The 12,987-nt window shown below is 60.9% G+C and carries 10 protein-coding genes; 4 read left to right on the forward strand and 6 right to left on the reverse strand.

Features of this window, described 5'->3' with window-relative positions; genetic code table 11:
• The first annotated feature begins 14 nt into the window (after nucleotides 1-14).
• Entirely contained in the window at nucleotides 15-1,361 is a 1,347-nt protein-coding gene (locus ACWHXD_RS21305) for an amidohydrolase (RefSeq protein WP_138762446.1), read from the forward strand.
• 109 nt (nucleotides 1,362-1,470) lie between these two features.
• Here the strand turns inward: ACWHXD_RS21305 and ACWHXD_RS21310 are convergent, their stop codons facing one another.
• The 5 genes from ACWHXD_RS21310 to ACWHXD_RS21330 all read right to left on the reverse strand — a co-directional run bounded on the left by ACWHXD_RS21310 (nucleotide 1,471) and on the right by ACWHXD_RS21330 (nucleotide 6,708).
• A complete protein-coding gene (locus tag ACWHXD_RS21310; protein ID WP_003192847.1) occupies nucleotides 1,471-1,695 on the reverse strand; it encodes an MbtH family protein in 225 nt (74 codons plus the stop codon).
• Nucleotides 1,696-1,777: 82 nt separating this feature from the next.
• Nucleotides 1,778-3,178, reverse strand: a complete 1,401-nt coding sequence (locus ACWHXD_RS21315; protein WP_138762447.1) for an aspartate aminotransferase family protein — start codon at nucleotides 3,176-3,178, stop codon at nucleotides 1,778-1,780.
• Between the two features lie 640 nt (nucleotides 3,179-3,818).
• Nucleotides 3,819-4,586, reverse strand: coding sequence for an N-acetylmuramoyl-L-alanine amidase (locus ACWHXD_RS21320; protein WP_138762449.1), 768 nt, complete (start codon nucleotides 4,584-4,586; stop codon nucleotides 3,819-3,821).
• A 122-nt stretch (nucleotides 4,587-4,708) separates the two neighbouring features.
• Complete coding sequence (locus ACWHXD_RS21325; protein ID WP_014719306.1) at nucleotides 4,709-6,028, reverse strand: ATP-binding protein; 1,320 nt, start codon at nucleotides 6,026-6,028, stop codon at nucleotides 4,709-4,711.
• Nucleotides 6,028-6,708: a response regulator gene (locus ACWHXD_RS21330; RefSeq protein ID WP_032895992.1), complete on the reverse strand. Its 681-nt coding sequence runs from the start codon at nucleotides 6,706-6,708 to the stop codon at nucleotides 6,028-6,030. Before ACWHXD_RS21330 ends, ACWHXD_RS21325 begins: the two co-directional genes overlap by 1 nt.
• Nucleotides 6,709-6,883: 175 nt before the next feature.
• Here ACWHXD_RS21330 and dsbD point away from each other — a divergent pair, with 175 nt between their 5' ends.
• From dsbD to dsbG, 3 genes are read left to right on the forward strand one after another with little or no spacing between them, the layout of a single operon-like run.
• Nucleotides 6,884-8,611, forward strand: coding sequence for a protein-disulfide reductase DsbD (gene dsbD, locus ACWHXD_RS21335; RefSeq protein ID WP_138762450.1), 1,728 nt, complete (start codon nucleotides 6,884-6,886; stop codon nucleotides 8,609-8,611).
• Nucleotides 8,611-9,456, forward strand: a complete 846-nt coding sequence (locus tag ACWHXD_RS21340) for a TlpA disulfide reductase family protein (protein ID WP_032895990.1) — start codon at nucleotides 8,611-8,613, stop codon at nucleotides 9,454-9,456. The genes dsbD and ACWHXD_RS21340 overlap by 1 nt, the downstream gene beginning before the upstream one ends.
• On the forward strand, nucleotides 9,432-10,193 hold the full coding sequence (gene dsbG / locus ACWHXD_RS21345; protein WP_078803553.1) for a thiol:disulfide interchange protein DsbG: 762 nt from the start codon (nucleotides 9,432-9,434) through the stop codon (nucleotides 10,191-10,193). The genes ACWHXD_RS21340 and dsbG overlap by 25 nt, the downstream gene beginning before the upstream one ends.
• Before the next feature lie 57 nt (nucleotides 10,194-10,250).
• Here dsbG and ACWHXD_RS21350 read toward each other — a convergent pair whose 3' ends face one another.
• The gene (locus ACWHXD_RS21350) at nucleotides 10,251-12,947 is read right to left on the reverse strand and encodes a hypothetical protein (protein WP_138762451.1); all 2,697 of its coding nucleotides are present in this window, start codon (nucleotides 12,945-12,947) and stop codon (nucleotides 10,251-10,253) included.
• Nucleotides 12,948-12,987: the final 40 nt, after the last annotated feature.

Here is a 12,987-nt window from a genome sequence, read left to right on the forward strand (position 1 = left end):
AAGGAGAGGTTGGTATGCGTATGAACGGTCTGACACACCAATGGGTATTGGGTTTGCTGTGCGCGGTGGCGAGTAGCGCAGTGATCGCCGCCAACAGCGGCCAGGACAACGCCCGGGAGGAAATTGCCGCCCAGGCGAAAATCCTCGAACCCAGCCTGTTGGAAACCCGCCGCGATATCCACGCCCACCCCGAACTGGGCAATACCGAAACCCGCACCGCCGAGCTGGTCGCCAAACAGTTGCGCGAACTCGGCCTTGAAGTGAAGACCGGGGTGGCCCGCACCGGCGTCGTCGCCATCTTGAAAGGCGCCCTGCCCGGCCCGACCGTGGCCCTGCGCGCCGACATGGATGCGCTGCCGGTCAAGGAAGTCGCCGACCTGCCCTTCGCCTCCAAAGCCAAGGGCACCTACCTGGGCAAGGAAGTCGACGTGATGCATGCCTGCGGCCACGACGCCCATACCGCTATCCTGCTGAGCACTGCGAAGATTCTTACGGGGATGCGCGAGCGCCTGCCCGGCACCGTGGTGTTTTATTTCCAACCGGCGGAAGAAGGCCCCAGCGACTTTATCCCTGACGGCAAGAACACCTGGGGCGCGAAGATGATGGTGCAGGAAGGCGTGATGAAAGCGCCCAAGCCCGACGCGGTGTTCGGCCTGCATGTGTGGGCCGGTGTACCTGCCGGGCAAATCGCCTACCGCCCGGGCCCGACCCTGGCCAGTTCCGATGACCTGCGCATCAGAATCCTCGGCAAACAGACCCACGCCGGCCGCCCCTGGGACGGTATCGACCCGATCACCGTCGGCGCGCAAACCATTGTCGGCCTGCAGACCGTGGTCAGCCGCCGTACCGATATTTCGTCATTCCCCTCTGTGGTGAGCATCGGCACCATCAACGGCGGCACCCGCTACAACATCATCCCCGAGTCGGTGGACATGAGCGGCACCATTCGCTCCTACGACTACGGCATTCGCCAGAAGCTGCATGCAGACGTGCGTCAAACCGTAGAGAAAATCGCCGAAAGCGGTGGCGCCAAGGCCGAAGTGACGATCATCGAGAAGTACGACCCCACCATCAACAACCCGGCGCTGACCGAGAAGATGCTGCCAAGCCTGCGCTGGGCGGCTCAGGATGACGTGGTGCAAGGCCCATTGGTAGGTGGCGCCGAAGACTTCTCGTTCTATGCCAAGGAGGCGCCGGGGCTGTTTGTGTTCCTGGGGGTGACCCCAAGGGACCAGGACATGAGCAAGGCGGCGCCGAATCACAACCCAGGGTTCTTTGTGGATGAATCGGCGTTGGTGGTGGGCGTGAGAACACTGGCGTCGTTGGCGACGGATTACCTCTACACCCACCCTCCCCTGTAGGAGCGAGCTTGCTCGCGAAAAACTTCAGAACGCCGCGTTTATTCAGGGTAAACGCGGCGTTCTTGCGTTCTTCGCGAGCAAGCTCGCTCCTACAGGGTATTGGGGTGAATCAGTTGGCGAGGGCCGCGCCATCCATTTTCTGGCGCAGGCTCAGCGGGCGCATGTCGGTCCACACCTCCTCGATGTAGGCCAGGCATTCCTTCTTCATGCCGCTCTTGCCCACGGTGCGCCAGCCTTCCGGCACGGCTTTGTAGTCGGGCCAGATCGAATACTGTTCTTCGTGGTTGACCACTACCTGAAAGAGGATGTCGTCGCGGTCAAATACTGAGGTCATTGCTGTTCTCCGTCGCTCAAAGGCTGGCTGCGCACCACGCGCAGCACTGATATCTGTAGAAACGTACCAAGGGCCTGGAAAATTAGACGCTGGCTACGGCCGCCGCCAAGGCGCGCCCGAAAATCTCGGCCACCTGGTCGACTTCGCCAGCGGTGATCACCAGCGGTGGCAAAAAGCGCACCACACTGCCATGGCGCCCGCCCAGTTCCAGGATCAGCCCGCGCTTGAGGCATTCGCGCTGCACCAGCGGCGCCAACTGGCGATGCACCGGTGGGTGGCCCTGACTATCAGGCGTGCCCGTCGGGTCTACCAGCTCCACCCCCAGCATCAGCCCACGCCCACGGATATCCCCCAGATGCGGGAAATCGCGCTGCAGGAGGCGCAGGTGCTCACCCAGGCGCTCGCCCATGGCCGCCGCATGGCCCGCCAGGTCGTGATCCTTGAGGTAGCGCATCACCGCCGAGCCCGCCGCCATCGCCATCTGGTTGCCACGGAAGGTCCCGGCATGGGCGCCCGGCAGCCAGGTGTCGAGCCAGTCGCGGTACACCACCACCGCCAGGGGCAGGCTGCCGCCAATGGCTTTGGACATGACCACCACATCGGGGGTGATGCCGGCGTGTTCGAAGGCAAACATTTTGCCGGTGCGCCCAAAACCACTCTGGATTTCATCGACAATCAACGCCACCCCCGCTTGCGCGGTGATACGGCGCAGGCCACGCAGCCAGTCGAGGTCCGCCGGGATCACACCGCCCTCACCCTGGACCACCTCGACAATCACCGCCGCTGGCAGCAACACGCCGGCTTCCGGATCGTTGAGCAGGTTTTCCAGATAATGCAGGTTGACCCGCACACCCTCAGCGCCACCAAGACCGAACGGGCAACGGTAGTCATACGGGAAGGGCAGGAATTGCACGCCATTGCCGAGCAAGGCGCCCAAGGGTTTCTTCGGCCCCAGGCTGCCCATCAAACTCAGCGCGCCCTGGCTCATGCCGTGATAGCCGCCCTGGAACGACAGCACAGTGCTGCGCCCGGTGGCGGTGCGCACCAGCTTCAACGCGGCTTCCACCGCATCGGTACCGGTGGGGCCGCAGAACTGGATTTTCGCTTCCCGCGCCAGCTCCGAAGGCAGCAAACCGAACAGGTCCTGCACGAATTGATCCTTGACCGGCGTAGTCAGGTCCAGGGTGTGCAGGGGCAGTTCGTCGCTCAACACTTGCTGGATGGCCTGGATCACCACCGGGTGGTTATGCCCCAGCGCCAGGGTGCCGGCACCGGCCAGGCAATCGATGAACCGGCGTCCCTCAACGTCTTCCACATAAATGCCCTTGGCGCGCTTGAGCGCCAGGGGGATGCGCCGTGGGTAACTGCGGGCGTTGGATTCCTGCTGGCGCTGACGGGCCAGCAGCGGGCTTTCGTCAAACTGATAGAGCGTTTCCGCGGCCTGCACCGGGGCGTCTTCGATACGGCTGGTAGCGACTGACATCTCTGGATCCCTCAATACGCTGATGATCGTGACCAAACTGCCGATCCGTTGGCGTCTGGCCCAAGGGCATGCGCACGGATTTCCTGTTGTGGAGACGCTTCAGATGCATAGGGATTTAGGAGGTTGGTCGGATATTTACCGACTATGCAGTTCGCCGCAGCCACCGCTAACCACGATGCGAAGCGAGCCGCTCTTGATCTTGATCTTGATCTGCTTTTGATCTCAGGCGCCCCGTTAAACCACGCTGGCCGAACGCAGGCTTGAATTCGTGGGTAACCCGGCAGGACGCCGGGTTAGCCGCCCCGCGCCATGGATGGCGCGTGGCGGCGGCCCACGGATTCAAGCCTGTGTTCGGGCACACCGAGCCTAAGCGAGGTGCCGAGTGGTGGGGCAAGAGCGCTTTGCTTACTTTCGCGCTTTTCGAAAGTGAGCCGCCGTCAGGGCGGAACCCTAAGCGGCCGTTACCGCAGCAATGGATATGTACACAATTCAACTGTGTTGACTGTCAGGCCGTCTTCGCGAGCAAGCCCGCTCCCACAGTTTGATTGCAGGGTGTCAGAGAGATAGGTGTCGGCTGTCAGGCCGACACGGGGGCAAGCCCTCCCCCACATCGGGCCCCACATTTGAACAGTGCTCGGCATCAAATCCCACGGTACTTTTCGTTCAGTGCATACAAGATCGCGCAAGTCTCTGCATCCAGAAACCCACAATAATCCCGTGGCCGAAAGTGCATCTGGAACGCTCGGGTGCGCTGCTCAAAGGCTCTGCGATTCTGCGCGGGCTTGTAACCATACCGCTGAAACGCCCGCTCCACCTCCACCTCCGGCGGCAAGCCAACACAAAAGCGGCGCTGGTACATTGCCCGGGTCGACTCATCAAACCAGGCCCCGATGCCGGCTTCATGCAGCACCCGCCAGGGCAGCCGAGGCCCTGGGTCGCTCTTGCGCCAGTAGGCCACGTCCGAATGCCCGAGCCAGTCCGTAGGGCCGACCTGCGGATAGCGTTCCAGCAGGTCGCGAAGCAATGCAATCAATACATCAACCTGCGCCGGTGCATATTCAGGAAAGGTAAAGACGCCCGCGTCATCGCGCGCCAGGTTGACGATTTCAATGCCCATCGAGCGGCTGTTGAGGTCGGCCTTCCCCGCCCAATAACTCACGCCTGCATGCCAGGCGCGCTGCCCCTCGTCCACCAGGCGAAACACCCGCAGCTCTTCATAACCGGCAGCGCGGTAGCTGGGTTCATCGGGGTCGGGCAGCAGATAGTGGGCGCTGACGCCATCTTGGGTGAGGGTGCGCAGCGAGCAAGCAAAGGGCGAAGCGGTGTAGTGCAAAACCACCTGTTGCACGGTTTCGCCGCGGCGGTCGTTGAAATCCCTGGCGGGGAAACTGGTGTCGATCACCAACATAAGAACGGTCCTTTTCAATTCAGGCCGACTCATTCGGCCCGTTCAAACGCAAAAAAATTACCGCCATCCTGAAGGCTTGAGCCTCAGGCGGGCGGTAATTATTTGCCACGTGAAAAGTCAGTTCAGCGCCGCAATGGCATACCCAGGTCGACCCGCATACCATCGGGCTGGCTGTCAAAATGCAACGAGCAAGAACAGCGCTGCACGATCGCCTGGACAATCGCCAAGCCTAAGCCACAGCCTTCGCTGCTGCCATTGCGCCAGAAACGTTGGGTGAGGTATTGCAGGTCTTCGCTGGAGATCTGCTGACCATGGTCACGCACGCGGAACACCACGTTATCCGGGGTAGAAAACACCTGCAGTTCCACGCGGGTATCGGCCGGGGTATGGCGCAAGGCGTTGTCCAGCAGGTTACGCAAGGCCGCGACGGCCAAGCCCACGGGCATTGCCACTGGAACAGGGGAAAGATCCGGCGCCAGGATCAGATCGATGCGTGAATTGTCACCGGCGTTGGCATCCTGGATCGCCAACCTGGCGACTTCCTCGGCACTGGATTGCAGGCCATCATCAAACGACAGGCTGCCCTCCACCCGCGCCAGCAACAGCAGTTGCTCCAGGGTGCGATGCAAGCGGTCGGCGCCCTCCTCGGCGTGCGCCAGAGACTGGTCGCGGGCCGCCCCCTCGGTCATGCGTGCGACTTGCAGGTGGGTCTTGATCGCGGTCAACGGGCTGCGCAGTTCATGGGCGGCGTCACCGGTCAGGCGACGTTCGCGCTCGATGGTCTTGGCAATGCGTTGCAGCAGTTGGTTCTGGGTGTCGAGCAACGGTTTGAGTTCGCTGGGCAATGGGTGAATCTGCAAGGGTTCGAGGGAATCGGCACTGCGCCGCATCAGCGCGTCACGCATCCGGTTGAGCGGCACCAGGCTCTGGCCGATGCCCAACCACAGCAGGCACAGGCAGCCCAGCAACGCCACGCCGACCGGCACCGACGCCGCCAGCAGGATCGACAGGTTCAGGGCCTCGCGCTCCACCTGGCGGTCGGCGGTGGTGATCAGCAAGTCGCCACGGGACAGGGTAAAACTGCGCCAGCCCACGCCGTCGATGATCTGGTCGCGAAAGCCGCTGCGGCGCGACTCCAGCCCTTCCTCAGGCGTGGTATGGCTGCGCGCCAGGATCTCGCCGCGCAACGAACTGACCTGGCAGGCCATGCCGCCCGGCACATTCAGTTGTTCGGTGCGCAAATGCGCGCCACCGCTGACACTGGCCAGGCCCGGCATCTGCTCGGTGAGCCCGGCCACCATGCGCGCCGAAGCCACCAGGCGCTGGTCGAGGGAAAACATCATCTGGTTGCGCAAATCGTTGAGCATCCAGGCAGCCGCCAGCACCCAGATCAGTACAAAAGCGGCGCCCAGCTTGAACGTCAGGCGCAGACGCAAGCTCATCACGGGGTGTTTTCTCCCCCATCAGCCGTGCCCAGGCGATAGCCCAGCCCCCTGACGGTTTCGACAATGCCGTTGCCCAACTTGCGCCGCAGGTGGTGGATATGCACGTTGAGGGCGTTGCTTTCCAGTTCGTCGCTGAAGCCGTAGACGCTGTCCTTGAGCTGTTCGCTGGACAGTACGCGGCCCTTGTTGTGCAACAGCGCCTGCAACAACGCCTGTTCACGCCGAGACAGGTCCACCGGCTGGCCGCCGAGGAAGGTCTCGCGGCTGCTGGGGTCGTAGGCCAGGCGGCCATGCTCGATCAGGTTGACGCTACGCCCCGCCACCCGGCGCAGCAGGGTTTGCAGGCGCGCGGCGAGTTCACGCAGGTCGAAGGGCTTGAGCAGGTAGTCGTCGGCGCCGGCTTGCAGACCGTCGACGCGGTTGGTCACCGAGTCCCGCGCGGTGAGGATCAGCACCGGAATCTCCAGCCCCTGGCTGCGCTGTTGTTGCAGCAGCTTGAGGCCGTCCTCGTCGGGCAAGCCAAGGTCGAGCACCATGATGTCGAAGGCGGCGGCCTTGAGCATCGCCCGCGCAGCCGAGGCCGTGGCCACGCGTTCCACGGTAAAACCCTGGGCGGTCAGGCCGGCCACGATGCCACTGGCGATCAGTTCGTCGTCTTCACAGACCAGTACGTGCATGGTTAACCCTTCATGAATGATGGCGCGATTAGAAAAGCCACGGATTAAGCGCGCATTATGCCGTTAAAGTTGGCAACACCGGATAATCCCTACACTCTAGAATAGCGGCGTTTAATCATCGGTTAATCAACGCCACACATTGTGTGCCTCACTTGCATCGAACTAAGGCTTGACCATGCGGCATCTGTTTACCTTTCTGCTGGTGTTGTTCGCGGGATTCGCCCAGGCAGCGCCGGGCAACCCCTTCGAAACCAAACCCGACTTCCTCCCGGTGGGCAAAGCCTTCGCCTTTACCTCCGAACGTCTTGAAAGCGGCGAAACCCAGCTGTTCTGGCAGATTGCCGACGGTTATTACCTGTACCAGCAGCGCATGAAGTTCGACGGCCTGGCCGAAAAACCCGTGCTGCCCGAGGGTGAAGCCCATAGCGACGAGTTCTTTGGCGAGCAGCAAGTGTATCGCCAGGGCCTGGAAGTGAAGATCCCCGCCGGCACCACCGGCCAGGTCAAGCTCGGCTGGCAGGGCTGCGCCGATGCGGGCCTGTGCTATCCGCCGCAGTCGATCACCGTGGACCTGGGCGGCAACCCGGCCGTCGCCGTCACCGCACAAGCCCAGGATCAAAGCCTGGCCAGCGGCCTGCAGCAGCGCAGCCTGGGGTGGAGCCTGCTGGTCTTCTTCGGCCTGGGCCTGCTCTTGGCGTTTGCGCCCTGCTCGTTGCCGATGCTGCCGATCCTCGCCGGCCTGGTGGTGGGCAGTGGCGCCAGCCCGCGCCGTGGCTTTGCCCTGGCCGGCAGCTACGTGGTGTGCATGGCGCTGGTGTATGCCGCCCTGGGGGTGATGGCCGCGTTGCTCGGCGCCAACCTCGCCGCGCTTTTGCAAACGCCGTGGATCCTCGGCAGCTTTGCGGCGTTGTTCGTGCTGCTCGCCCTGCCGATGTTCGGCTTCTTTGAACTGCAACTGCCCGCCTTCCTGCGCGACCGCCTCGATAACGTCAGCCGCCAGCAAAGCGGTGGCAGCCTGGTGGGTGCCGGTGTGCTCGGCGCGTTGTCCGGCCTGCTGGTGGGCCCGTGCATGACCGCGCCCCTGGCTGGCGCCCTGCTGTACATCGCCCAGAGCGGCAATGCGCTGCACGGTGGGCTGATCCTGTTCGCCATGGGCATCGGTATCGGCATTCCGCTGTTGCTGCTGGTGACCGTGGGCAATCGCTTCCTGCCCAAGCCGGGCACCTGGATGAACGTGCTCAAGGGCATCTTCGGTTTCCTGTTCCTGGGCACCGCGGTGCTGATGATTCGCCCGGTGGTCGGCGACAGCCTGTGGATCGGCCTGTGGGGCGCCTTGGCGCTGGTGATGGCGTACTGTGGCTGGGCGCTGGCCCGTGAGTCCGGCCTGGCGGCCAAGGTATTCGGCGCCGGTTCCCTGGTGCTGGGCCTGTGGGGCGCGGTGCTGGTGGTGGGTGCGGCCGGTGGCAGCGATGAGCTGTGGCAGCCGTTGAAGGTCTACAGCGGCTCGCGGCTCGCCGCTGCACCCAGCGCTCACGATGCCTTCACCACCGTAAGCGACCCGGCGGTATTGCAAAGTCAGCTCGACAGCGCCAAAGCCCAGGGCCAGTGGGTGCTGTTGGACTATTACGCCGACTGGTGCGTGTCGTGCAAGATCATGGAGAAACAGGTGTTCGGCAAACCCGAGGTGATGGACGCGCTCAAAGACGTGCGCCTGTTACGCCTGGACGTCACCGCTGACAACGCCGCCAGCCGCGAGCTGCTGGGCCGCTACAAAGTGCCAGGGCCACCGAGCTTCGTGTGGATCGGCCCGGACGGTGAAGAACGCCGCGCCCAACGCATCACCGGCGAAGTAGACGCCGCCGCGTTCCTACAACGCTGGACCCAGACGCGGGACGCTCTCTGATGCTGACCCTCACCATCGGCACCTTCGCCATCGCCCTGAATCACCTGCTGCTGATCAGCGCGCTGATTCTCGCCACCCTGGTGGGCTGGCGCGTGGCCAAGCGCGGCGGCGAAAACCCGGAGTCGGTGCTGTTCAGCCTGTTCCTGCTGGGCCTGCTCGCCGCCCGGGTCAGCTTTGTGCTGATGTACTGGAGTTATTACAGCAACGACTGGGTGGAGATGGTCGACCTGCGTGACGGCGGCTTTCTCGCCTGGCCCGGGATCATCGCGCTGATCCTTGGCGCGCTGGCGTACGGCTGGCGTCGCCCAGCCCTGCGCAAGCCCCTCAGCGCCGGGGTGATCACCGGCCTGTTGTTCTGGGGCATGACCAGCCTGTCCCTGAGCCTGTATGAAAAAGGCACGCGCCTGCCGGACATCACCCTGCGCAATGCCAATGGCGACGTGGTGCAACTGGCGGATTATCAGGGCGGCCCGTTGGTGATCAACCTGTGGGCCACCTGGTGCCCGCCGTGCCGACGCGAAATGCCGGTGCTGGAAAACGCCCAGCGCATGCGCCCCGACGTGACCTTCCTGTTCGTCAACCAGGCCGAAAGCATGCAAAGCGTCAGCACCTACCTGGCCACCCAGGGCCTGAACCTGGACAACGTGCTGTTCGACGCCAGCGGCCGCCTTGGCCAGGCCGTGGGTTCCATGGCCCTGCCGACTACGCTGTTCTACCAAGCCGATGGGCGCCTGATCAACAGCCACCTGGGCGAACTCTCCGAAGCCAGCCTGGCCCGCGCCATGGAACCCTTCGACAACGCCACGATAAGGAAACCGACATGCCTCGCCTCCGCCACCTGCTGACCCTGCTGCCTTTGACGCTAGCCGCTGCGCTGGCCCAGGCCGAAGACCTGCCGGCCCCGATCAAACAGATCGAAGCCAAGGGCGCCAAGATCATCGGCAAATTCGATGCCCCCAGCGGCCTCACCGGCTACGCCGCCCAGTACCAGAACCGTGGCATGGCCCTGTACTTGACCGCCGACGGCAAAAACGTCATCGCCGGCAACCTGTACGACGCCCAGGGCAATGACCTGAGCACCGCGCCCCTGGAAAAACTGGTGTATGCGCCGATGGCCAAGGAAGTCTGGGCCAAGATGGAAAACAGCAGCTGGATCCAGGACGGCGACAAAAACGCCCCGCGCACCGTCTACCTGTTCAGCGACCCCAACTGCCCGTACTGCAACATGTTCTGGGAACAGGCCCGCCCGTGGGTCAAGGCCGGCAAGGTGCAGTTGCGCCACATCATGGTCGGCATCATTCGCGAAGACAGCCCAGGCAAATCCGCCGCCCTGCTCGCCGCCAAAGACCCGCAAAAAGCCCTGCAAGAGCACGAAGCGGCCGGCAAGGGCAGCAAGCTCAAGGCCTTGGAAAAGATCCCGGCCGAGGTCGAGGCCAAGCTTGATGCGAATATGAAGCTGATGGATGAACTGGAGTTGTCGGCGACGCCGGCGATTTTCTATCTGGATGACAAGGGGGGGTTGCAACAGCAGCAGGGGGCGCCGTCGCCGGATAAGTTGGTGAAGATTTTGGGCAGTCAGTAGACGCAAAACGCTCCCGCCAATGTGGCGGGAGCATTTTCGATCAAGCTTTCATCAAGGCTATACGTCCTCGATCAAACAATCCGTCATCGCGAAGTCGTTGCCGCTGGCTCCCGAACCGACGTCAGATAGAATTTGCATCTGCATCGAGGAGCGGGAAGCGACGAAAACCAACGCTATTTCTCTCCATGCCATGGCTGTGAACGTTGTTACCGCGCCAACGTTACCTGCATCAGTACGCAGATATAACTGTGGTAACGGGGCGGCCCCATTATAGGTGCAGCCGAGCATACTGAAGCGATAGCTACGGCCCACCTCAAGCCCAGTCAGATTTTTGTACAGAATGACGCCAGCGGTGCCCGAGGAAGCCGTGCCGTTGGCTATGCAAGGCTTGCCAAAGAACGTGGCGCTTCTGTTTTCGCCTTGAGATGCCGCTCCGTCTAGCCAACCGTTTCGATTGCCGCCTGCAAACGATGTGAAATCTCTGTACTGATAGCGGGCAATCAGCCTTAACGATGGAAACTCGACCTCAACACCTTGATCGGAACGAGGGTTGGGCCTGGCAAAAAATGTAAACGTCAGCGCAGAGTTATTCTTCAAAACCGCCAAGTCAGATCGCCTGACGATATCTGATAATCCTACGCTGGTATCTGTCACTGGTTTTTTCAGATATACATCAAACACATATGGACTGCCGTTTTGCCGCGTTCCTTCTGCGTGCATCCTGCCTTTTTGCTGCAGCAGGATAAACCACCATTTCTCTATGTCGATATCGGCGTTACCGGCAAAGGTACTTAGATTCAAGACACCGTCCTGAGTAGCGACGGGTGTTGCCTGGCGCACCACAGGCGTCGGTAAACGGTGAGGCACCAGCACCTTCAGGGGCAGGCTCTCGGACGTCGTAGTCCCACAGGAGGTGGTCACTGTGTACCTGATTTCCACCATGGTACCGATGGCGGCAATCACCGCGTCTACCGGTATATGGAAGCTTACGGTACCTGTTGCGTTACCTTTTTGAGGGGCCACCGGCCAATAATTGCCTTCATCGTCCTTCCAGCAGAGTTTGATGGTTTGCCTGTCACTCATACGCTGGTAACTCACTACCACATCAACGCCATCTTGGGCGTTCCACGGCTCCAACTCGTCGCCCTCAGCCTTGTCCACTTCAGGTGCGGGCAACACTAGGTATTCCTGGATGACATGGAAACTCGCCGGCGGAGCCTCAATGGCTTCTGATCGATCGGAACCCTCGCAGAACGACACGGCAAAGCACAACGTAAAGTCGCTGCAATCGGCCAGTTGCTGCAGCTTATGCCTGGAGACCAATACTTCTACCCCTTTAGCCTGCCATTCTTCAGTGACGGGGGCCCCGGTCAAAATATCGAAACGGTAGTCACTCCCGTCCTCATGTTCGCCCGTGACCCACATCCAGCAATATGCGGAGCAGGTGGCATAGTCCCCTAGATGAACAAACGCCGTTGCGTCCTCTGAAAAAATATTGAGGTTAATCTTACCGTGAGTGGCCTCTGCGATCTCAGACATGGAAAGTCTAGGCTTCAGCACATCGACCACCCGCTCCGGCGACTGAGGCTCTGGCCCCATCAGATTAGGAAATTGAACGGTATAGCTCAGCGTCATCGATTTATTAAAGAAACAAGCAATCACACAGCGCGGTAACTTGACGGACGCCGGGTCCCCATCGTTTTTAATCTCCACACAACCCAGTAACTTCGATCCATAGCCGGGCCCGCTGACATAGAAGCAGACCTGATCACCTGCATAAGTGTCCAGCTGCGGCGCGTCCACATCGCCCCCGTTTTTGGTGAGTTCCGGGTTAAGGCACCACTTATCGTCGAAAAACGCAGATTGCCGCAAATGGGGCGGCTGCAAATTCTCCAGGCCTTGATCCCCAATGAAAGCAGCGGTACGACGATGTTGGATTTGAAGAGCGTTCCTGGGAAGACGGGTCTCTTCATCAGGATTTTCAACTTCAGCCGGCGGTTGGGGCTCCTCGCCACTGGTGATCCAGGCAGCCTGACAAGTAATTGATTCGTAAAGTGGCTTTTGACGTGCCAGCCAACCACGAGGAATCTCAAATTCAAGTTTTTTTCCTGATGCTATATCTTTGAGCGTTAATGCATCCCCGTAAGCCACGATATAGAAAACGGGTTTTCCACTGAATTGCTCAATAACGACACTGCAATAAATTTTATCTCCAACCTGGGCGAGTGGAGGAATAGGTATTTCAACTATCTCATCGCCTTGGTGATCGTGCATGTCATAGGTTGGCGTATTTTGGTATATATGTTCATCTTTTAATCGAGGCGCTAGCGCTTTACTTTGTTCTGCCGAGTAAAAAGTCACCCCCACTTCCTTGGTCAGTGAAACAGCTGGTTTACCGCTCACTGTGCCCTCGTACCATACGACCAGCGTGTACCCCATGGACATGGTCAGGTATTTCTGCGGAATCAGGATTTCCCTGGCACCCGGCTGCCCGCTTGAGTCAACAACATCATTCAAGCGGATCTCTGGCGCCTCCTTTATGCTGAACTTTATGGTGATGTCCAACCTGTCCATGCGCGAGTCGACAGTCAGGTATGAGTCCTTCTCCATCGCTTCTGCCGTAATCGTCCCGTACAGCTCACTGGAGATGATGGGCGCGTCGACTTCCAGCGCCTGCGGCTGTGGCGTAATTGAAGGCGTTGGCGCATTGTCGGTATTTGAGGGGGTTTCACGCGTGGAGGTTTGCTTGGCCATTTTCAGAACTCCGTGTTCAAGAGAGGTAGGTATCCTCGAC

This window comes from Pseudomonas fjordensis (assembly GCF_976987115.1).

Coding starts and splice junctions, on each gene's coding strand:
- ACWHXD_RS21305 (WP_138762446.1), top strand. CDS start 15: ATGCGTATGAACGGTCTGACACACCAATGGGTATTGGGTTTGCTGTGC.
- ACWHXD_RS21310 (WP_003192847.1), bottom strand. CDS start 1,695: ATGACCTCAGTATTTGACCGCGACGACATCCTCTTTCAGGTAGTGGTC.
- ACWHXD_RS21315 (WP_138762447.1), bottom strand. CDS start 3,178: ATGTCAGTCGCTACCAGCCGTATCGAAGACGCCCCGGTGCAGGCCGCG.
- ACWHXD_RS21320 (WP_138762449.1), bottom strand. CDS start 4,586: ATGTTGGTGATCGACACCAGTTTCCCCGCCAGGGATTTCAACGACCGC.
- ACWHXD_RS21325 (WP_014719306.1), bottom strand. CDS start 6,028: ATGAGCTTGCGTCTGCGCCTGACGTTCAAGCTGGGCGCCGCTTTTGTA.
- ACWHXD_RS21330 (WP_032895992.1), bottom strand. CDS start 6,708: ATGCACGTACTGGTCTGTGAAGACGACGAACTGATCGCCAGTGGCATC.
- dsbD (WP_138762450.1), top strand. CDS start 6,884: ATGCGGCATCTGTTTACCTTTCTGCTGGTGTTGTTCGCGGGATTCGCC.
- ACWHXD_RS21340 (WP_032895990.1), top strand. CDS start 8,611: ATGCTGACCCTCACCATCGGCACCTTCGCCATCGCCCTGAATCACCTG.
- dsbG (WP_078803553.1), top strand. CDS start 9,432: ATGCCTCGCCTCCGCCACCTGCTGACCCTGCTGCCTTTGACGCTAGCC.
- ACWHXD_RS21350 (WP_138762451.1), bottom strand. CDS start 12,947: ATGGCCAAGCAAACCTCCACGCGTGAAACCCCCTCAAATACCGACAAT.